The organism is Roseibium aestuarii (genome assembly GCF_008477545.1).
Lineage (GTDB): Bacteria > Pseudomonadota > Alphaproteobacteria > Rhizobiales > Stappiaceae > Roseibium > Roseibium aestuarii.
In genome coordinates, this window is record NZ_VORA01000001.1 from 830,652 (window position 1) to 850,890 (window position 20,239).

The 20,239-nt window shown below is 64.0% G+C and carries 15 protein-coding genes, 2 tRNA genes and 1 pseudogene; 11 read left to right on the forward strand and 7 right to left on the reverse strand.

Features of this window, described 5'->3' with window-relative positions:
- Positions 1-48: 48 nt before the first annotated feature.
- The 3 genes from FR728_RS03580 to FR728_RS03590 are packed head-to-tail and all read left to right on the forward strand — an operon-like array spanning position 49 to position 6,637.
- Positions 49-3,342 carry a TM0106 family RecB-like putative nuclease gene (locus tag FR728_RS03580; protein WP_244304370.1) on the forward strand — a complete coding sequence of 1,098 codons (3,294 nt, stop codon included), beginning with the start codon at positions 49-51 and terminating at the stop codon, positions 3,340-3,342.
- Positions 3,339-5,321: an AAA family ATPase gene (locus tag FR728_RS03585; protein WP_188318774.1), complete on the forward strand. Its 1,983-nt coding sequence runs from the start codon at positions 3,339-3,341 to the stop codon at positions 5,319-5,321. The genes FR728_RS03580 and FR728_RS03585 overlap by 4 nt, the downstream gene beginning before the upstream one ends.
- Positions 5,318-6,637, forward strand: a complete 1,320-nt coding sequence (locus tag FR728_RS03590) for an McrC family protein (RefSeq protein ID WP_149891257.1) — start codon at positions 5,318-5,320, stop codon at positions 6,635-6,637. The genes FR728_RS03585 and FR728_RS03590 overlap by 4 nt, the downstream gene beginning before the upstream one ends.
- A gap of 216 nt (positions 6,638-6,853) precedes the next feature.
- On the opposite strand, the gene FR728_RS03595 is transcribed toward FR728_RS03590, so the two are convergent.
- Positions 6,854-6,930 (reverse strand) — tRNA-Pro (locus tag FR728_RS03595).
- Between the two features lie 630 nt (positions 6,931-7,560).
- On the opposite strand from FR728_RS03595, the gene FR728_RS03600 reads away from it, so the two are divergent.
- Positions 7,561-7,635, forward strand: a tRNA-Gln gene (locus FR728_RS03600).
- Positions 7,636-7,740: 105 nt separating this feature from the next.
- Here FR728_RS03600 and FR728_RS03605 read toward each other — a convergent pair.
- Positions 7,741-8,457: a 3'-5' exonuclease gene (locus FR728_RS03605; RefSeq protein WP_244304371.1), complete on the reverse strand. Its 717-nt coding sequence runs from the start codon at positions 8,455-8,457 to the stop codon at positions 7,741-7,743.
- Between the two features lie 359 nt (positions 8,458-8,816).
- On the opposite strand from FR728_RS03605, the gene FR728_RS03610 reads away from it, so the two are divergent.
- The 3 genes from FR728_RS03610 (at position 8,817) to FR728_RS03620 (ending at position 11,850) form a co-directional block, all read left to right on the forward strand.
- Positions 8,817-9,836 carry a TRAP transporter substrate-binding protein gene (locus FR728_RS03610; RefSeq protein WP_149891258.1) on the forward strand — a complete coding sequence of 340 codons (1,020 nt, stop codon included), beginning with the start codon at positions 8,817-8,819 and terminating at the stop codon, positions 9,834-9,836.
- A gap of 93 nt (positions 9,837-9,929) precedes the next feature.
- Positions 9,930-10,538 (forward strand): TRAP transporter small permease subunit, encoded by a 609-nt coding sequence (locus FR728_RS03615; RefSeq protein WP_149891259.1) that lies wholly within the window; start codon positions 9,930-9,932, stop codon positions 10,536-10,538.
- A 1-nt stretch (position 10,539) separates the two neighbouring features.
- Entirely contained in the window at positions 10,540-11,850 is a 1,311-nt protein-coding gene (locus tag FR728_RS03620) for a TRAP transporter large permease (RefSeq protein ID WP_149891260.1), read from the forward strand.
- Between the two features lie 179 nt (positions 11,851-12,029).
- Here the strand turns inward: FR728_RS03620 and FR728_RS03625 are convergent, their stop codons facing one another.
- A complete protein-coding gene (locus FR728_RS03625; RefSeq protein ID WP_149891261.1) occupies positions 12,030-12,503 on the reverse strand; it encodes a YbaK/EbsC family protein in 474 nt (157 codons plus the stop codon).
- Positions 12,504-12,736: 233 nt separating this feature from the next.
- On the opposite strand from FR728_RS03625, the gene FR728_RS19295 reads away from it, so the two are divergent.
- Positions 12,737-12,889 (forward strand): hypothetical protein, encoded by a 153-nt coding sequence (locus tag FR728_RS19295; RefSeq protein ID WP_188318775.1) that lies wholly within the window; start codon positions 12,737-12,739, stop codon positions 12,887-12,889.
- A 29-nt stretch (positions 12,890-12,918) separates the two neighbouring features.
- On the opposite strand, the gene FR728_RS03630 is transcribed toward FR728_RS19295, so the two are convergent.
- Positions 12,919-14,091: an NAD(P)/FAD-dependent oxidoreductase gene (locus tag FR728_RS03630; RefSeq protein ID WP_149891262.1), complete on the reverse strand. Its 1,173-nt coding sequence runs from the start codon at positions 14,089-14,091 to the stop codon at positions 12,919-12,921.
- A gap of 136 nt (positions 14,092-14,227) precedes the next feature.
- Between FR728_RS03630 and mnmC2 the strand changes: the two genes are divergently transcribed.
- From mnmC2 to FR728_RS03645, 3 genes are all read left to right on the forward strand, one after another.
- Positions 14,228-14,983 carry a tRNA (5-methylaminomethyl-2-thiouridine)(34)-methyltransferase MnmC2 gene (gene mnmC2, locus FR728_RS03635; protein WP_149891263.1) on the forward strand — a complete coding sequence of 252 codons (756 nt, stop codon included), beginning with the start codon at positions 14,228-14,230 and terminating at the stop codon, positions 14,981-14,983.
- A gap of 167 nt (positions 14,984-15,150) precedes the next feature.
- The gene (locus FR728_RS03640; protein ID WP_149891264.1) at positions 15,151-15,459 is read left to right on the forward strand and encodes an EthD family reductase; all 309 of its coding nucleotides are present in this window, start codon (positions 15,151-15,153) and stop codon (positions 15,457-15,459) included.
- 127 nt (positions 15,460-15,586) lie between these two features.
- A complete protein-coding gene (locus tag FR728_RS03645; protein WP_149891265.1) occupies positions 15,587-16,132 on the forward strand; it encodes an SRPBCC family protein in 546 nt (181 codons plus the stop codon).
- Positions 16,133-16,193: 61 nt separating this feature from the next.
- On the opposite strand, the gene FR728_RS19770 is transcribed toward FR728_RS03645, so the two are convergent.
- The 3 genes and pseudogenes from FR728_RS19770 to FR728_RS03655 form a co-directional block, all read right to left on the reverse strand.
- The gene (locus FR728_RS19770) at positions 16,194-16,922 is read right to left on the reverse strand and encodes a cyclic nucleotide-binding domain-containing protein (protein WP_425280844.1); all 729 of its coding nucleotides are present in this window, start codon (positions 16,920-16,922) and stop codon (positions 16,194-16,196) included.
- 741 nt (positions 16,923-17,663) lie between these two features.
- Positions 17,664-18,851 (reverse strand): annotated as a pseudogene (locus FR728_RS19775) (cation:proton antiporter); the annotation flags it as partial.
- 111 nt (positions 18,852-18,962) lie between these two features.
- Positions 18,963-19,880 (reverse strand): DMT family transporter, encoded by a 918-nt coding sequence (locus FR728_RS03655; RefSeq protein WP_149891267.1) that lies wholly within the window; start codon positions 19,878-19,880, stop codon positions 18,963-18,965.
- Between the last annotated feature and the right edge of the window lie 359 nt (positions 19,881-20,239).

Here is a 20,239-nt window from a genome sequence, read left to right on the forward strand (position 1 = left end):
TTGAGGTGATTCGCATTCTGGTTGTAGAATTTTGGTGTGCATATGAAAATGTCGGGCGAAGAAATCCTGCTTTCCGCTACGGATCTCATGCGTTTCATGGGGTGTCGCCACGCGACTGCTCTGGATCTCGCTTATGGTGGCGGCGCAGATCTCGTCCCTTGTGCCGACAGCGAGGATGCCGAGCTCCTGCAACGCCATGGCGATGCCCATGAGGCCGCCCATCTGGCGAAACTCAAGACCCGCCATGTGGACGTCATCGAGATCGAGCGAGGAAACCTTGCCGACAAGGCGGAAGAGACGAAGGCAGCTCTTCGCACGGGTGCAAGTGTCATCTTCCAGGGCGCTTTCTTTGGCGCTGCCGACCTGCCGGGGATTTCCTGGGGCGGCTGGTCCGACTTTCTGGAGCGGGTAGAGACGCCTTCGAATCTCGGTGCTTTCAGCTATGAGGTCAGCGACACCAAGCTGAAGCGCCGCGCTCACCCGAAGCATGTGCTGCAGCTTGTCCTCTATTCCGATCTCCTGACCGATCTTCAGGGCCGGGCACCCGACTTCGCCCATGTGGAGCTCGGCGACGCCAGCCGCGCCACCCTGCGCCTTGCCGACTATCGCTACTATGCCCGCCGCGCCCGCAAGCGGCTGGAAGCCTTCGTGCGAGAGCCGTCCGCCACGCGGCCGATCCCCTGCAGCGATTGCGGCCTCTGCCGCTGGCGCGACCACTGTGCGGCAACCTGGAAGGCCGAAGACAGCCTGTTCCAGGTCGCCAACATCATGAAGACCCAAGTCAAGAAGCTCGAGCGCGCCGACATCCGCACCCTTGAACAATTGTCGGAAGTGACCGGCCGGGTGCGCGGCATCGGCGAGGGGACCCTGGACCGGCTGAAGGGGCAGGCGCGCCTGCAGCAGGCCCGCAAGACCGGCGAGCCGGCCTTCGAGCTGCGCCCCCGCCAGTTGGGCAAGGGCTTTGCGCTCCTGCCGCATCCCCAGCCGGGCGATCTCTTCTATGATATCGAGGGCGATCCGCACTATGAGGGCGGACTGGAATACCTGCACGGCCTCTGGTTCGACGGCACCTTCAAGCCCTTCTGGGCCCATGATCACAAGGCCGAAGCCGAAGCCCTGCGCGATTTGCTGGAATTCTTCCGAAAGCGGCTGGAGCAGTACCCGCAGGCCCGCATCTATCACTATGCCCCTTACGAGGTGACGGCACTCCGCCGCCTCACCACAAAATACGGCATTGGCGAAGCCTTCCTGGATCGCCTGCAGCGGGAAAGCCGCTTTGTCGATCTCTATGCGGTGGTGCGCGGCGGCATCCAGATTTCCGAGCCGAACTATTCCATCAAGTCGCTGGAGGTCTTCTATGGCATCGAGCGTTCCGGCGAGGTGAAGACCGCCGGTGGCTCCGTCGTCGCCTACGAGGCCTGGCGCGAGAACGCCGACCAGCAGATCCTCGACGAGATCGAGGACTACAACCGCATCGATTGTGTCTCAACGGAAGCCTTGCGCGACTGGCTGGTCGGCATCCGCCCGGACGAGGACTGGTCGGTTCTGGAGGCGAATGCCGCCCCGAAACAGGCCGAGGAAGATGAGAAGGTGGCAGCCTTGCGGGCCCGCCTCGAAGCCTCGGATCTATCACCCGAGCGCCAGGAGCTTCTGTTCAATCTCGGCCTCTTCCATGGGCGCGAGCAGAAGCCTGCGCAATGGGCGGTGTTCGACAGCACCAGCCGGGAGGAGGATGAACTGATCGAAGACCTCAACACCCTCGGTGGCCTGCGGGCCTGGGGCGAGGCGATCCCGGTCAAGCGTTCTTTCGCTCGCACCTATCAATATCCGGAACAGGACACCAAGCTGCGCAAGGGCGATCAGGCCACTGTACCGGTGATCGATGGCGCTCCGGCTCGGGTCACGATCGAGGACATGGACCCCGAGCGGCGACTGGTGACCGTGAAGGGCGGTCCGAAGCTGGCGCATCTTCTGGAAGACACCCTGTCTCTGCATCCGGACTGGCCGCTGGAAACCGATGTGATCGCCTCGGCCCTCCGCAATGTCATTGCCGATCAGTGTGACGACAAGGCCTATCGCGCGGTCGAGGATCTGCTCTCCCGCTCCAACCCCCGACTGAAGGGTTGGACAGGCGACATCTTCAAGGGCGAGGACACGGTTGCCGGAACCATTGCTGCGGTGACACGAATGGACGAGACCGTCCTGCCTATCCAGGGGCCTCCGGGCACCGGCAAGACCCATGTCAGCGCCCGCGCCATCCTGTCTCTGGTGCAGGCTGGCTACCGGGTCGGCGTTGCCTCCAACAGCCACGAGGCCATCCGCAATGTTCTCCTGGGCTGTGAAACGGCCATGGGAGAATTCTCGTTCCCGCGCAAGCCTAAAATTCTGCACAAGGTCGGAAGGGGCAGCCAAGGATATCCCGATGAAAGCGTCATTTGGGCGGTGACCGACAACGAGGAAGCGGAGGAAAATGGCGCCATCGTCGGCGGCACGGCCTTCTTCTTTGCCAGACCCAACAACATCCAGGCCTTCGACTGGCTCTTTGTCGATGAAGCCGGGCAGGTCAGCCTTGCCAACATGCTGGCCATGGGCCGGGCGGCACGCAACATCGTGCTGGTTGGCGATCCCTGCCAGTTGCCGCAGGTCATTCAGGGCTCTCATCCGGAACCGGCCAATCTCTCCTGCCTCGAATACATGCTCGGCGACCATCAGACAGTCCCGCCCGAGCAGGGCATCTTCCTCCCCATCAGCCGCCGCATGCATCCGGACGTCTGTTCCTTCATTTCCGAGCAGGTCTATGAGGATCGCCTGACGAGCCACCACGACACCGCCCTGCAGGACGTGGTTGCGGACGGTCTGCCCGAGGCCGGGGCCTGGTGGGTTCCGGTCGAGCATGAGGGCAATGCCCAGGTCGCCCGCGAGGAAGTGGCGGAGATCAGGCAGATCATCTCCACGCTGGTGGACGGAATCTGGACCGGCAAGGACGGTCGCACGCGGCCCCTGACCCACGAGGACATCATCATTGTCGCGCCCTTCAGCGCCCAGGTGAATGCCCTGCGCGAGGCACTGCCGGAAGGTATCCGGGTTGGCACGGTCGACAAGTTCCAGGGCCAGGAAGCCCCGGTCTGCATCGTCTCCATGACGGCATCCTCCGCCGAGGACGCACCGCGCGGCATGGATTTTCTTTATTCGCTCAACCGCATCAACGTCGCCGTCTCCCGCGCCAAGGGCCTGGCGCTGGTGGTCGGCAGTGATCGGCTGTGCGAGGCCAAATGCGAGACCATCGCACAGATGAAACAGGTGAACACGCTCTGTGCGTTGAAGGAATGGGGTGGGGAATGAACGGACAACAAGTGGAAACAGTTCTGGACGTACTCGTGGCGGAAAAGAAGCTGGAGCGTCTAAGTAAACCGGGCAGGACCAAAGCGGTTATCTATCGGTGTCCGAACAGGCGTATCTTTGGTGTCATTCCCGAGGCGGCGACTGGAAAGTTGGTTTTTGAGAATGAACCGAATGGGCAGCCGCTTGACTGGAACATGATCCTCTCCGAATTGAGGCTTACCGTTTCGGATCAGCAATTGGGTACTTCAGGGTTCACCACCCAGGACACACGGGCACTATCGTACGGGCGCCAGAGGGTCGTAGAGGTCAATTCAGAAGAAATACTTCGAAGGCTCGTAGATATATACATGCTTGAAAGCTCCGCTGGATTGAACTCTCGCCAAAATGTGCCAACAGAAGCATTGGGAGCTCCGAATGCCACCCAAGAGCCTACCAACCTGATCCTTTTTGGTCCTCCCGGCACCGGCAAGACTTATGCGACGGCCTTTGAAGCGGTCCGTCTCTGCCTCGGCGAAATGGAGGCCCAGGATCTGGACGCCCAAGGCCGCAGCGAACTGATGCAGGCCTATCATGAGCTTTGCAAGAAAGGTCGCATCGAGTTCGTCACCTTCCACCAGTCCTTTTCCTACGAGGACTTTGTCGAGGGCCTGCGCCCGACCACCAGCGACGATGGGGAGGAAACCTCTTCAGGCGGTTTCTCGCTCCAGCCCCACGACGGCGTCTTCAAGCGCATCAGTGAAAGGGCACGCCTTGATGCGGGAGAGGGCGCAGAGGGTTTGCGCCTGGATCGGGATCAACTCCTGTTCAAACTGCAGGTCTCCAATGACGAGGCGGGGCGCAATTGGGCGCAGCAGATGATCGACGGTGGCTTCATGGCAACCGCCTGTGGAGGCGACCTTGATTGGTCGAGCAACGAATTTGATCTGGCGCCCGGTTCCATATTTGCCGTTCGCCAAAAAGTGCTGATGGCGATTAAGGATCACTGGAATGAGGAGCGCGATCCAGAGGCAACAGGCAAGGATCCAAACATCGAGCTGACTTATTCCTTCAGATCCCGGACCCAGATTGGCAACTATGTCCTCCTTGCGGACGCAAGCGACCGGTTCATCGCCATAGGGCGGGTAATAAGCGATTATGAGTTCGATCCCCTCATGGAGGAAACGCCGCACAAGCGTCAGATCGAATGGTTTGGAACCGGTGTCGAGAATGGATCATGGAAAGCCGTTTCTGGCAAAAGGTTCAGCCATCATCCCTATTGCCGACTTTCAAGCGCCTTCGATTGGGAGGCCCTGGAGGCCATCGTCTTTGGTGATAAGGCAGTCCGCATAGATACTGTGGGACGCCCCCACGTTCTGATCGTCGACGAGATCAACCGCGCCAATATCTCCAAGGTCTTTGGCGAGCTGATCACCCTGCTGGAAGGGGACAAGCGCATCGGCATGGAGAACGAGATCCGCCTCAAGCTGCCCTATTCAGGCCAGCGCTTCGGCGTGCCGGCAAACCTCCATGTCATCGGCACCATGAACACCGCCGACCGCTCGATTGCGCTTCTCGACACAGCCTTGCGCCGCCGTTTCACGTTCCGCGAGCTCATGCCGCGCCCGGAAGTGCTGCCGACAAATCTGGATGGCCTCAACCTGCGCAAGCTGCTCAAGACGATAAACGACCGCATCGAATATCTCTTCGACCGGGAACACCAGATTGGTCACGCCTATTTCACTGGCTGCCGCACCCGGGCGGACGTTGAAGCGGTGATCCGCGAAAAGGTCATCCCGCTGCTCGCCGAATATTTCTACGAGGACTGGTCCAGGGTTGCGATGGTGCTTGGCGACAGCTTTGAAAACAGCGTCGGGGAGGGCAGGTTCCTCACGGCCGAAGTTCTCACCCCGCCTCCGGGCCTCGAAGCCGATGACCTCGATGCCCCCCGCCTGCGCTGGAGAGTGAACGAAAACTTCGATCTTTCGGAGTTCGCCGCATGACCATCCGCCGCACCATGCTGGAGTGGAGCAAGCTCCCCTATGGCGAGGATCCGGACAATCCGCGCACGATCCCCGAAGCGGCCGCAGACCGGCTGGCGGCGGTTGCCGCCGGCTCCGCCCTGGCCAAACAGGGGGATGGTGTCCTCTATCATGGCCGAAAGTCGCTTCAGTCAAAGGGCATTGTCGGGGTGGTCGCTGCCGAGGGGGCAGTTCTCGAAATCCTGCCCAAGATCGATGTGCCGCATACGGATGGTCAGGATGACAACGCCGCCATCCGCAAGCATCTGGTGCGCATGCTGGCCGTTGCCCTGAACGTGCAGATTGATGTCGGCGCCCTGACCGAGCTGCACTGGCAGCGAGATACGCTGCTCGACATCCTGATCCGCATCTTCTGCGAGAAGCTGGAGGAGGCGGTTCGGCGCGGAAGGCCCCGTCTTTATGTCCGGCAGGAGGAGGACCTGCCGGCCCTGCGCGGTCGCCTCGATGTCACCCGCCAGTTCACGGTGCATGCCGCCAATCCGTCCCGCCTTGCCTGCCGCTTCGACGAGCTGTCGGAGGATATCCCGCTCAACCGCATCATGAAGGCGGCCGTCGTCTACCTGCGCAAGGCAACGCGCAACAGCGGCCTCGCCCGGCGTCTGCAGGAATTGAGCTTCGTCTATGGCGATGTCGGCGACTGTCCGGTCTCCATGCTGCCCTGGGATCAGGTCCGGCTCGACCGCACCAACCGGCGCTGGCAGGGGCTTCTGGAGATGGCGCGGCTGTTCCTGACAAGCCGCTATCAGACCACCACGTCGGGCCAGGGCTCCGGCTTCTGCCTGCTGTTCGAGATGAGCGCCCTGTTCGAGGACTATGTCGGCCGCCGTCTTCAGCGGGAACTTGCGGGCACGGGCCTCAACGTGTCCCTGCAGGGCGGGCGCCTGTTCTGCCTGGAGCACGACGAAACCGGCAAGGGGCGGTTCCAGACCAGGCCGGACATTCTCGTCAAACGGGGCAGGGAAGTGGTGCATATCCTCGACACCAAGTGGAAGCGTATCAGTCCGGCAGCTTCAGAGCCGACCCACGGCGTCTCCCAGGCCGATGTCTATCAGATGATGGCCTATGCCCAGCTCTATCGCGCCCCGAAGGTGACGTTGCTCTACCCCCATCATTTCGGGCTTGGAGAGGCAAGCGGACTGCAGACGTCCTTCCGGATTTCGGAGAATGTCAGCCGGATCGAAGTCGCGACCGTTGACCTTCTTGATCGCAAGTCGGGTCAGCTAGCAGCGTTGATGACCGTTGGAAACGCATCTGTCACAGAGATGGCCGGGGCTTAAGAGATGACAGGATTGGGACGGTGATTTCGCATTGCCGTCCTTCGCTCGTGCCGAGCGATGAGCCTTGTCCGGACGGAAGGATCGGCCAGCTCAAGTCAACAAATCCGCCGGGTTTCATTGGCAGTTTCATTGGCACCTGAAAAATTGGCGAAAGCGCCGCATCTCGCCACAAGGCGAAAGGCTCTTTCAGATCAGTGATTTATGAGAGAGAAAGAATGGTCGGAGTGAGAGGATTCGAACCTCCGACCCCCTCGTCCCGAACGAGGTGCGCTACCAGGCTGCGCTACACTCCGACACAATATTTACAAGCACTTGAGAGCTTGTCGGGAACAGCGGTGAGGCGTTGCCGCCGCTGATGTGGCGCTCTATTAGCACCGCTCCCCGGACCCCGCAAGAGGATTTGTCACCCTGTCTGTGGAAAGTTTCAGGCGCTGGAAAGTCATCCACAGGCCGCCGCCGGCCCATTTCCGCAAGCGGGATCCGAAAGCTGGCGGAAGCCCTTGCGGCAACCGGATGTCCCGCTTTTTGGTGCCTCGCCGCAGCATTTTTTGCAGCGCGAGCGCGGGGAGGGATCTATGTCCCGGCAAACCTCCCGTGCTGCTTTGAAAAAAATGAGCCGGCTGATCGAAAGGAGCTCGGGAGGCCCGTTCAGCACGCGGTGCGGGGAGAGGCTGCGTCATCGCGATGCCAAGCGCGTGGGGGCGGGGTTGATGGCGCGCCGATCCCCAAGCAGAGGCAGGCCATGGGCTCAAGCCACGGGCGTGCTTCTGGGGGAAGCCTTCTCCTGGCCACGCATCCTCTGGGGATAACGGAGGAAAGCGCCGCAAGACCTGTCCAGTCCCGGTCTTGAAACTTCTCAAGCCCTTGGCTATACACCCTTCCCATCGACGCGGTTCGAGGGCTTTGCCTCCCGCGTGGGTTATTGGGGTGTCGCCAAGCGGTAAGGCAGCGGTTTTTGGTACCGCCATTCCCAGGTTCGAATCCTGGCACCCCAGCCACCCCCTCTTCCTGACAGCTTTCGACGACGGCATGAGACCGTCGGCGCGATGGCTCAGCGGTGCTGATCCCTCGTGTACGGAAGCCTGTCTGCGCGCAGGGCGCGGTCAGTCGGTTGACTGCAGCCGGCGCTTGCGCGAGGGCGTCTGGGGACCCAGCGCCAGAGTGCTGAAATGCAGACCCGTCAGGGTCTCTGCCCGCACGACGATTTCCGCCGAGGCGCGGGCATCTTCCTCCCCGTCGTGATGGCGGAAATCGAGCCCTAGATGGGACTTGAGCGAGGCCAGCCCATGGCCGCCATTGCCCTTGAGCTCCGGCCAGGCCACCCGGGCGACCTTGACGCTGTCCTGCCATTGCCATGCGGGCGCATCGAGCTGGTGCAGGGCACAGGCCGCACTGAAGGCGCTGCGGTCGAAGGTGGAATGCTGGAAGATCGTGTGGCCGTACAGAAGCGGGTCGAGCAGGGCAAGCACGGAGGGGAAATCCGGTGCGCCGCGCACCGTGCGCGCGGTGATTCCATGCACCCAGGTGCAGCTCCAGTCGCTGGTGCAAGGGTCGATGTAGCTCGACCAGGTGCTGATGCGATGGGTCTCGTCCACGCAGGCAATGCCCACCTGACAGATGCTCGAGCGGTCCGAATTGGCCGTTTCTACATCCAGCGCGATGAAGCGGAAGGGGCCCTGGGGAAGGTCGCGCTGCCCGTGGGCCATGCTCCCCGTCGACGGACCTGACGTCCAATTCGCCCCTTCGCGCTCGAGACCGGCCTGATTGTCGCCAAGGGCGCGGAGGAGGGAGGAGCGGCGGATATCGTGATCTTCGGACATGGGCGGGCTTTGCGGTTGAGGAACAGGCGGAACCCGATCCGGTTAGCGAGTGATTCCCGCAGCGGGATCGGAGAGAGACAGGTCTGAAACCGCTCACTCTGGGGCAGAGCAGCTCAAGATGGAGGTCCCGGTTGCCGTGCCATCCTAGCAGGCGTTGCCTGCGGTCGCGCCCCCTTGCGATCAGTTTACACGCCCTCTTCAGGTATTTTTTCGCCGCCCCGCCCTTGTCAGAGCTGACGAGGAATGATCCTCTGCAGGGGAAACAGGGTTTTGGTGAGCCGAATTGAGGTACGTACCTCCATGTCGGTGGGAGGCGCTGAAACCTGTCTCACCATGTATTTCTCGGGAGGAAATCTTTCATGTTCAAGTCAATGTTGAAAGCCGTTGCCACCTCGGCATCGGTGCTGGTGCTTTGCGCGGCCGCGAATGCTGCCGATTACAACTGGACATTCCAGACCTCGGAAACCGCCGGCGAACCGGGCTTCGTCAACAAGCAGAAGTGGGCGGAAGCGGTGAAGGACATGTCCGGCGGCCGGATCGAGATCGAGATCCTGCCGCTCGGCGCAGTGGTGCCGCACACGGATACGCTGGAGGCTGTCGGCGCCGGTATTCTTCAGGGCCATCTCACGGACCCGAGCTATTTTGCCGGGAAGGATCCCGCCTTCGCCATGATGGGCAATCTGGTGGGCGCCTGGTCCGACCCCTTCGAGCTTCTGGGCTTCATGCAGTCCGGCGGCGGCAATGATCTCTATGCCGAGCTGGTGGCGCCCTACGGCGTGCAGTTCCTTGGCGCAGCGGCAACCGAGCCGGAAGCCTTCGTTGCCAAGGTGCCGATCCGCTCGGTCGAGGATCTCAAGGGCGTGAAGCTGCGCGCGCCGGAAGGCATGGTCTACGAGATTTTCCAGAAGGCCGGTGCCGCGCCGGTGGCGCTGCCGGGATCGGAAGTCTTCACGGCTCTCGACAAGGGCGTGGTGGATGCGGCCGACTACACGGTCTTTGCCACCAACCAGGCCCAGGGCATGAACGACATTGCCCATTATCCGCTCTATCCGGGCTTCCACTCCCTGCCGCTCATCGACATCTCGATGAACAAGGCGATCTGGGACGGCCTGCCGGACGATCTGAAGGCCGTCCTCAAGGCCTCCGTCGATGTCTTCATCTTCCAGCACGTCTATTCCGTGCGCAAGCTTGACGCCGAGGCCGTGACCAAGGCGAAGGCCAATCCGGAGATCGAGATCATCAACTGGTCGGGCGACGAACGGGCCAAGTTCCGCCGCATCGCGCAAGCCGAATGGGAAACCTGGGCTGCCAAGAACGACATGACCCAGCGCTACTATGATGCGGTCGTTGCCTATCTGAAGGGCCGCAACCTGCTCTGAAGCCCTGCTTCCCCCGCATTCTGCGCCCGGCGGTCTCCGCCGGGCGTTCGCTTCTGCACGAGAGTGTCGCATCCCGGGGAGGGGAACCGACCAATGACCGACCTTCAACGTCCAGGGGATCCATCAGTGCCCCAGGCGCGCGATCCGCTTCACGAACCGCACGGAGAGGGGGGCGAGATCCGCTCGCCGCTCGATGCCGCCATCGCCATGACCGCGCGGGCCTTTTCCTGGATCATCTTTCTGGCCTTCGCGATCAGCGTCTACGAGGTGATCGCGCGTTACGTCTTCGACAGCCCGACCTACTGGGCCCATGAATCGACCACGTTCCTGATTGCCGCCGTCTTTCTCATCGGTGGGCCGATCGCACTATCCCGCGACAAGCACATCCGCGTCCGGGTGCTCTATGACGCCGTCTCCGACCGCACCCGCCGCTGGCTCGACATCGTGAACTCGATCATCGCCATGATCTTTTTCGCCGGGCTCGGCCACGCCGGCTGGACCATCGCCTGGAAGGCCACCCACACGCCGACCGGGGCGATCCATTTCGAGGGGACGGGAACCTCCTGGAACCCGCCGACCCCGGCGCTGCTCAAGATCATCATCTTTCTCTGCGTCTGCCTGATGTTCGTGCAGTCGCTCCTGCATCTGCTCGAGGCGATCCGCCGCCGGGTGCCGGTGGAACCGGTCAGGGGAGGGCGCTGACATGGGACTGAACGCTCTCGGCATCGAATACGGCACCTATGTGCTGGTCGGTGCGATCTTCATGCTTCTGGTCACCGGCCTGCCGCTCGCCTGGGTCACCGGCCTGGTGGCCCTCGTCTTCACCTACGGCTGGTTCGGCGAAATGGCCCTGCCGCTGGTCACCTCGCGCATCTTCGGCTTCATCACCGAATATTCCCTGGTGGCCATTCCCATGTTCGTCTTCATGGCGGCCCTGCTGGATCGCTCCGGCATCGCCAGGGACCTGTTCAACGGCATGAGGATCCTCGCCGGCCGCCTTCCCGGCGGCGTGGCGGTGCAGACGCTGATCGTCGCCACCCTGATGGCCGCCATGTCCGGGGTCATCGGCGGCGAGATCGTGCTGCTCGGCATCCTGGCCCTGCCGCACATGCTGCGTCTGGGTTACGACCGCAACCTCTCCATCGGGGTGGTCTGCGCGGGGGGATCGCTCGGCACCATGATGCCGCCGTCCATCGTGCTGATCATCTACGGGCTGGTGGCGGGCGTATCCATTGCCGATCTCTTCGTGGCCGCCGTCACGCCGGCCCTGCTTCTGCTGGGCGCCTATATCGCCTATGTGCTCTTCCGTTGCCTCAGGAACCCGGACATGGGGCCGCCCATGTCGGCGGAAGAGCGAGCGCAGGAAACCGTGCTCGGCGCATTGAGGGCCCTGTTCCAGCCCTTCCTGATCATCCTCGTGGTGCTCGGGTCGATCTATGGCGGTGTCGCCTCGGTGACGGAAGCGGCCGCGCTCGGTGTCTCGGCCGTGCTGGTGCTGTCCCTGCTCCGGCGCGAATTGAACCTCCGGATGCTGCAGGACAGTCTGGTGCACACGCTGGAGACCTGCGGCATGATCATCTGGATCGGCATTGCCGCCGCCGTCCTTGTCGGGGTCTACAACCTGATGGGCGGCAATCGCTTCGTCTCTTCGGCCATTCTCGGCCTCGATGCGGCGCCGGTGGTGATCATCCTGGTGATGATGCTGATCCTGATCGTGCTCGGCATGTTCCTCGACTGGATCGGCATCGCCCTGCTGACCTTGCCGATCTTCGTGCCGATCGTGCGCCAGCTTGGCTACGACCCGATCTGGTTCGGCATTCTCTTCGCGGTGAACATGCAGGTGTCCTACCTGACGCCCCCCTTCGGGCCGGCGGCCTTCTATCTGAAGAGCGTCGCGCCACGGGACATCACCCTCGGCCAGATCTATCAGTCCCTGCTGCCCTTCATCGTGCTGCAGATCATGGTTCTGGCATTGCTGCTCTTCTTCCCTCAGCTCTCCATCTGGATGCTCTAGGCTGGATGCACTGAGGAAGACGGATCCGCTCACGACAAGGCCCCGGGCATCGGCTCCGGGGCCTTTTGTCGTTGATCTCAGCGGTCATCCCCGCTCGGGGGCGGGGATGACCGTTGTGGTGAGGGCGCGGCCGGGGCGAAGTGCGTCCTCAGGATCTGGTCACTGTCAGGCATCAAGCCTCAGGCCGCCGCCGGTTCCTGGCACACGTCCACCCAGGTGGCGTTGGTGATCTCGGCCATCCGGTCCGGGGCGATGCGCACGGCGGCGTTGATGGCGCCGGCGGCGGGGATCACCTCGGCGAAGGCCTTCAGGCTCTCGTCGCAATAGACCCGCAGCGGCGTGGCAAGGCCGAAGGGGCAAACGCCGCCGACCGGATGGCCTGTCAGCTCCAGCACCTCGTCCAGCGCCAGCATCTTCACCTTGGTGCCGAAGGCGGCCTTGGCCTTCTTGTTGTCCAGGCGCGCGTCCCCGCGGGCCACCAGCAGGCAGACCTCATCCCCCACCCGGAAGGACAGCGTCTTGGCGATCTGGGCGGGCTCCACCAGATGGGCGAGGGCGGCCTCGGCCACGGTGGCGCTGCTCTCTTGCGTGATCAGGATGGTCAGGTCGGGGGCGGCGGCTGCCAGATGGGCGCGTACGCTGTCCAGGCTCATGGGAATTCCCGGTATCGGTTTCAGGCAGGGCGAAAGGGGAGCCGTGGCCTGCCCAGGCGGAGGGGCCTGACCAGGGCGGATCCTGAAAGGGACTTAGGAAAAAACGCGTGATGGGGCAAGGCCATTGGCAAATCGTGCAGATGCCTAGAATTGGAAGAATTGTCTTAACCGGCGGGAAAGGACTCCCGGTCACGATGGCCTCAGATGTCCGTGCAATTCGGGAGCGCCGCAAGATGGCCACAGGCACCCAGGAAGCCGCAACGCGCGCTTCTGCCCGCCGTCAGTCCGGTCTGGCCGGGCTGATCCTCAAGAATGTCCTTTTCTGGGGCTCCATCGCCCTCAGCCTCTATGGTCTCTATGCCCTGGGGTCCTGGCTTCTCGGCTAGGCTTTCAGGCGCGCGAGCCCGCTTGTCCTTCACGCGAAATGATGTTCAGGACGGAAACTGTCCGGCAGGGTGATCCGGCCGGAGCGCCCCGTTGCCGTGTCCACCAGCGCCTCGGCGATCCGGTGGGCGATGCCGAAGGAAATCTTGAAGCCACCGGTCGCCACCAGCATCCGCTCCTGCCCCGGTACCCGGCCCACCAGCGGATCGCGCTTGTTGCAGCGCGGCCGCACCCCCGCCCAGCGTTCCAGAACCTGCCGCCCTTCGAGCGCCGGGCAGAAAGCCCTTGCCCGCGTCAGCAGATCGTCGGTCGCGGCCATGTCCACATGCGTGGTCTCTTCGTGCCGCTCTGACGTGCTGCCCACGGCAACCGTGCCATCGTCATGGGGCACCACATAGAGACCGTCGCAATAGACGGCCGGGCGGTCCTCAAGTCCCTGGCCGTCAAGCAGCAGCGCCTGACCCTTCTCTCCCCGTCCGATTGCCTGGCCGGTGACCTGCTGCAACAGGTGGAAGCTGCGGAACCCCGCTGTGAGCACGATCTGCTCCGCAACAATGCCGCTCTCCCGACCGTCGACGAGAATTTGCCCGTTCGCCGGATCGAACCCGGTGACCGCATGATCTTCCAGAAGCATCGCTGCCGTCAGCGGCACACCACCCGTCGACTGGGGGGCGGGATGGCGCAGCGCCTCGGCGAGGGCGGCCAGATAGGCGCGCGGCGCCACGCGGGCGGCCAGGGTCTCGTGCACCAGACCGAAGGGCGCGGCCTCCGGCGCCAGCCAGTCGGCCCGCGCCCCGCAGGGCTCCAGATCATAGCGCAGCTCCCGGCCCTGCAGCACCCAGCGCTCCGCGGCTTCCGCCGATCTCTCCCGGTGATGGTCCAGGCGCTCCTCGCTGACGATGGGCAGAATGCGGCCGCAGGCGCGGTATCCCGCGGACAGGCCCGTCTCCGCTTCGAGACGCGCCAGGTGGCCACCGATGGAGGTCAGGGCGTCGAACTGGAACTGTTTCTTCGGGTTCCAGCGGGCCGGCATGTGGGGCATGAGAGCGCCGAGCAGTCCGCCCGAGGCTCCCGAGCCGAGGGTTCCGGCCTCCAGAACCACCACCCGCAGGCCTGCCTCCATGGCCTCGCGGGCAATCGACAGGCCGAAGATGCCCGCGCCCACCACGGCAAGGTCGAAGGTGCGGGACGAGGAAGCGAGCATGATCGGGATCCGTCTGGGCGTGAGGGGCGGGGAGGCTTGGCAGAGCGCTCCGGCCCGGGTAAAGCGGCACGCGAGGGGCGCGCATGTCGGCGTCCGGGATAGCCCCATCGCGGGGCAAGCTCAAGGGGGCGCGACGATGTGCGACGGACCGGACGCAGCCGATCGGGAGGACGGGACCGCGCAGGCTCTTCCACAGGCGCCGGAGCTTGAGTGGCTGGAGGGCGGCATCCCCCGGTCGACGCGCTTTTCGGACACCTATTTCTCCAAGGCGGGAGGACTTGCGGAGACCCGTCATGTCTTCCTGGCCGGCAACGGTCTGCCGGAGCGCTGGCACGGCCGCAGCCGCTTTGTCATCGGCGAACTCGGCTTTGGCACCGGCCTGAACTTCCTGACGACCCTGCACGCGCTGGGAGACATCGTCTCGCCACCGGCCCTGACCTTTCTCTCCTTCGAGCTCTATCCCCTCGACCGCGACCAGCTCGCCACGGCTCTTGCCGCCTGGCCCGAGCTTGCCGATGAGGCGGCCAGTCTGCTGGAATGCTGGGTCCCGGAGCCCGGCTGGAACCGCCTGTCCTTCGGTGCGCATGAGCTGCTCCTCGGCATCGGGGACGCGCGCGAGCTGATCCGGCAGGCCAGTACCCAAACCAGTGCCCAGGCCGGTGCGGCGGTGGATGCCTGGTTCCTCGACGGCTTCGCCCCCTCGCGCAATCCGGAGCTCTGGGATGCGGGCCTTCTCGCCCATGTGGCAGAGCTCACCGCCGACGGCGGAACGCTCGCCACCTACACGTCCGCCGGATGGGTGCGGCGCAATCTGGCGGCAGCAGGCTTTGCCATCGAGAAGACCCGTGGCTTTGCGGGCAAGCGGGAAATGGTGGTCGGCCGCAAGGCCTGAGCGGGTTCCTGAAGCGCCGCAAGACCCTGCTCTTCATCCTTGTCCTGGGGATTGGTGCAATCAGAGGCACCATTCGACCAACGTTAACTTGACCGTGGGGCGCGAACCCGTTCGACTGGGCGTACGCTCCGGTTCGGTAACCGGACAGGGAAGGGGAGGAAGCCGCCGTGGCCATCACGTTGCAGGTCATCTATCCGGCCGTTGAAGGCGGTCGATTCGATTTCGACTATTACACGACCCGGCACATGGCCATCGTGGACGAGCACATGGGCCCGTTCCTGAAGCAGCGCCTGATCGTGCGCGGCGTCTCCGGTGGTCCCGACACCCCGGCTCCCTATGTCGCGGTGGCGACGCTCGTCTTCGAGAACGAGGACATGTACCGGCAGGGCATGGCCGCCGCCGCGCCCGCTCTGGCCGACATCACCCATTTCACCGACATCACGCCGAACATGCTGATCGGCGAGATCATCGCCTGACCCGACCCGGGCAACGGGACTGACCGGCAGCGGGGCGAAGGATACGGGCGGACGGGCCCTCATCCTTCGAAGGCCCCGCCGGAAGAGCCGTTCCCGGACAGGAATAGACACGAGAAGGAGGCATGCCATGAAGATGGCGGACAGCCAGAGGATCGTCGCTCCGCGAGAGACGGTCTGGGCCGCACTCAACGACCCGGAGGTGCTGCGCCTCTCCATTCCCGGCTGCGAGGCCCTGGAAAAGACGTCCGACACCGAGATGGAGGCGACGGTGCGCCTCAAGGTGGGGCCGGTGAAGGCGAGCTTTGCGGGCAAGGTGACCCTTGAGGATCTGAACCCGCCCGAAAGCTATCGCATCGTCGGCGAGGGGAGCGGCGGCGTCGCCGGCTTTGCACGGGGCGGGGCCTTCGTCCGGCTGGAGGAAGAGGGGCCCGATATCACCCTCCTTCACTATGAGGTCGATGCCCAGGTCGGCGGCAAGATTGCTCAGCTCGGATCGCGGCTCATCGACAGCACGGCCAAGCGGCTGGCCGGCGAGTTCTTCAAGACCTTTTCCGAAACCGTCAGCGCCGAGGGGGAGACGGAAGGCGAGGAGCTTGCGGCGAAGACCGGGCGCGGCTGGCTGAGTGGCATGTTCGGCCGCAAGGAAGATGCAACCGACAAGGCGGATGCCTGACGGTTCGCTCCGGGGCCGGGCTGCCGGACGCGGTCTTCGGAGCCTTTAAGCGGATCTCTCCTCAGGAGGGCTCCGCCGTCACCTTCGGCCGGTCCGGATCCGCATCGCCTTCCGGGGAAACCGCAGCCTCTTCCATAGCGTCTGTGCCTTGGGAGAGCTCCTGGCTTAGCAGCGGCGTGTTCGCCGAAGTGCTGTCTTGAGACGTGCCGACCTCGGGGGTTTCATCCTCGGCCGTGCCGTTGGCATTCATGCTCTCGCGCCGGCTCGACATGTCGTCCATCTGGGCCTTGATGTCCGGGGCGGTTTCCACCAGACGCAGATAATCGGCCGCAGAGAGCACGAGCAGCTGGCAATAGCCGAGCGCCACCACATCCGCCGTGCGCGGCTTGCCGGTGATGAGCGCGATCTCGCCGAACATGTCGCCACGGCCCAGACGGAACACGTCGGTGCCCGTGCGCACTTCCACCGCGCCAGAGGAGATGAAGAAGGCGGCATCGCCCTTTTCGCCACGGGTGATGAGCCGTTCGCCGGGCGTGGCAAACCGTGGCTTCATCAGCTTGGCGAGCTGGCGCTTGCGGTCGTCGGGCATGTCCGCGAAGAGCGCGTGCTTGGTGATCAGATCGGTCGTGTTGAGGCCGAGATCGAGGCTGGGGCGCACGGTGGTGCGGCGGCGGGTCGCGTCGATCTCCTCACGCAGGGAAGAAAACACCTCCGACCCGATCAGCGTGTGGTCATGGGCTTCCTGATAGGCCGTATCCTCCAGCCGCAGGGCGGTGCGATGAAGGAACATGCGCTCCTGGGTCTCGGCATAGTCGGGATACTGCAGGCGCAACGCCTCCAGCGCGGCCTTGATCTCGTCCCGCCGGTTGACCAGCGTGTCATGCAGGATGTCGCCGATCCGGTCGCCCACCAGCGGACGCACCCGGCGCCGGTTGAAGGCGACCAGCTCGTCCGCAATGATGTCGGACACCAGAAGATATTCGAACCGGTCCGCGATCAGCCGCGCCAGGAAGCTCTGGATCCTGAGCGTCCGCTGCAGGCGCTGGGCGACGCGGTAACGCAGGCCGAAGCGCAAGGGCGCGCGCGAGGCCCGGTTATAGCCGATGCGCCCATCCTGGCGCGTGGCGTCGCCGATGCGGCCGGCGACCGCCAGATGCAGGGCGACGGAGCGGCCGGAAATCGTCTTCTCGCGGAAGTGCTCCAGCACCAGTTCCCGTTCCCGCTCGGCCAGCGCGATGAGGCCGAGGGTGACCCGCTCCCGGTCCTTCAGGTCCTCGATGGACGTGGTGCGCGCGTTCACTTCCTCGATCCGCGCCTCATAGTCCGCCATCACCTCGCGGGCGACCTTCGGTGGAATGTTGTAGGCCCGGGCCGTGTCGGCGATCTCCTGGCGCACATCGGCCAGCACGAGGGCGAGGAACTGGTTGGAGAGCGCCTGGTCGCGGGCACTGAGCTGATCGAGCCGCAAGACCTTGATCAGCGGCTTGAGGCTCGGGCCGTAGACCAGCAGGGTGAAAAGCACGAAACCGGTGGCCAGCTTGGTGACAAAGCCGACGACCTCATCGTCCAGCAACAGGTGTTCGGAAACGGACAGGGCCAGCACGAGGGTGATCGCGCCGCGCATGCCGCCCCAGAGCATCACGGTCTTGTAGCGGAAGTCGACCGCCTGCCCCATGCGCATGGCTGTCAGCAAGGGCAAGAGGCCGAAGATCACCACGGCGCGCGCCGCAAGGGCGGCGACCACCAGAACCACCAGCAGCAGGATGTCGATGGGTTCGAACCCCTGCACGAGCTGGGGGATCAGGATGGCGGCGAGAATGAAGATGAGGGACGAGGCCCAGTAGGCGATCTGTTCCCAGATGTCCTGCAGGAAGGTCCAGGCCTCCGGCGAGATCCGGGCCGGGCCATAGAGGTTGAACACGATCCCGGCCATGACCACCGCCACGACCGCCGACACATCCGCCACCTGATCGGCGATCACATAGAGCAGATAGGGCAGGGCCAGCGACAGGGTGACCTGTGCCAGTCGCATGCCCCGCAGCAGCGGCAGCAGCAGCACGAAGAGCCGGCCGATGATGATGCCCGTCAGCATGCCGCCGGTGAAGGCGCGGAAGAAGGCAATCACCGCATCGCCCATGGTCATGTCGCGCGTGCCCGTCAGAAGCCCGAGCAGCAGCACGAAGAGCACGACGGCCGCCGCATCGTTCAGCAGGCTTTCCCCCTCGACGATGCGCACCAGCCGGGCAGGCGCGCCGATGTCGCGGAAGATCGCGACCACCGCGACCGGATCCGTGGTCGCCACGATGGCCCCAAGCAGCAGGCAGGCCATCAGCGGCACGTCGCTCAAGGGGTAAAGCGCCAGGCCGATGAAGGCGGTGGCGAAGAACACCGCTACGACCGCCATGACGAGGATCGGCCCCACGTCCTCCAGACTGCGGCGCACGTCGAGCGTCAGGCTGGTCTGGAACAGCAGCAGGGGCAGGAAGATGTAGAGGATCTGCTGGGCGTCGAGGGGAACGTCGACGAAGACCACGGCGATCTCGTTGAAGACGTCCGTGCGCGGCGTGTAGAGCAGATAGGTCGCGCCAATGCCGATCAGCGTGCCGAAGGTCGCCAGAAGAACGGTCGGCGACAGATCGAGCCGTCGCGCCAGGGGCTGGACCAGGGCGATGACGACGAGCAATCCGGCAAATGCGGCAAGGACGAAGGGTGTTTCCATTCTGCCGATCTTACAAGGCTCTAAGGCATTGCCAAGGTCTTGCCCGGGCAGAAGCTTGGCAAGGTGTTGACGAGTTCGGGAAAGGGGTGGGGAAGCGGCGCTCCCCCGGCCTCAACCGGTCGCCTTGAACCGCTCCGAAAGCCAGATCCCGCCCAGCACCAGCCCCATGGCGATGCCGTGGAAGAGCTGGAAATCCTCGCCCAGGATCAGCACCGCCAGAATGGCTGCAAAGACCGGAACCAGGTTGATGAAGACCCCGGCTCGGGCCGGTCCGATCATTTCCACGCCCCGGATGAAGAAGATCTGCGCCAGGCACGAGGGGAAGAGCGAAATATAGAGCACCACGAGCCAGCCGGTGGGCGTCGGCCACTGCACGGTGCCGGTGACGATCTCATAGGCAATCAGCGGCAGGGTGCCGATGGCGGCGAAGATCGACAGCACGGTGAAGAACACCAGCCCGGAGATCGGCGGCCGGTTGCGCAGGGCGAGCGTGTAGCCCGTGTAGAAGATGCAGGCGATGAGCATGATGCCGTCGCCCGGGTTCAGCGCCAGGCTGGCCAGGCTCGACAGGTCCCCGTGCGAGGCGACCAGCGCCACGCCGCCGAGGGTCGCAAGAATGCCGAGCCCCTGAAGTGCGGCGACCCTGGTGTGGAACACCGCGACCGACCCCAGCAGCACGAGCACCGGGATCGAGCCCTGAATGATGCCCATGTTGACCGCGTTGGTGTAGCGCGCCGAGACGTAGAACAGCGAATTGAAGCCGACGAAGCCGACGATCGCCATCGCGGCCATGACCCAGAGATGCCGGCGGATGAGAGGCCATTCCCGGGCGATCCGCTTGCGCAGGGCGATGGTCAGGACACCGGAGACGATGATCCAGCGCAGCATCACGACCGCCATCGGCGACACTTCGCCGAGCGCCAGCTTGCCCGCCACCGTGTTGCCGCCGAAGAAGAGCGCGGTCAGGATGAGGAGGACATAGGCATTGCCGTAAGCGCGGCCGCCCTGTCGGAGGCTTGCTGCAATCATGAAAGGGTCCTGGACTGGCGCGGCCGGGGAAACCGCGTGGAGCGCGGCTTGCGGCTCCGGGTGAGTGAACGGGACCGGCGTGCCTCCACGGTGAACCGGTCGCACGCCTGTCTTGTCAGTTGGTTGTGGCGCATGGCTTGCCCGCTGGCAAGGACGGTTTGGGCCTGGATCGTAAGTCTTGCTTACTTATACGCGTTGAAAGTTTCTGAGATTATTTCCGTTTTGGAAAAAGTAATTGTGGCAGCGACGAATTGACCCGCGGGCCGCAACCCGCGACAAGGAAAGGGACAATCGACACCCTTGCGCCCGCAGGCCGCCGCGAGAGCGGGGCTGCGCCATCCGGGCCCGGGGACAGACAG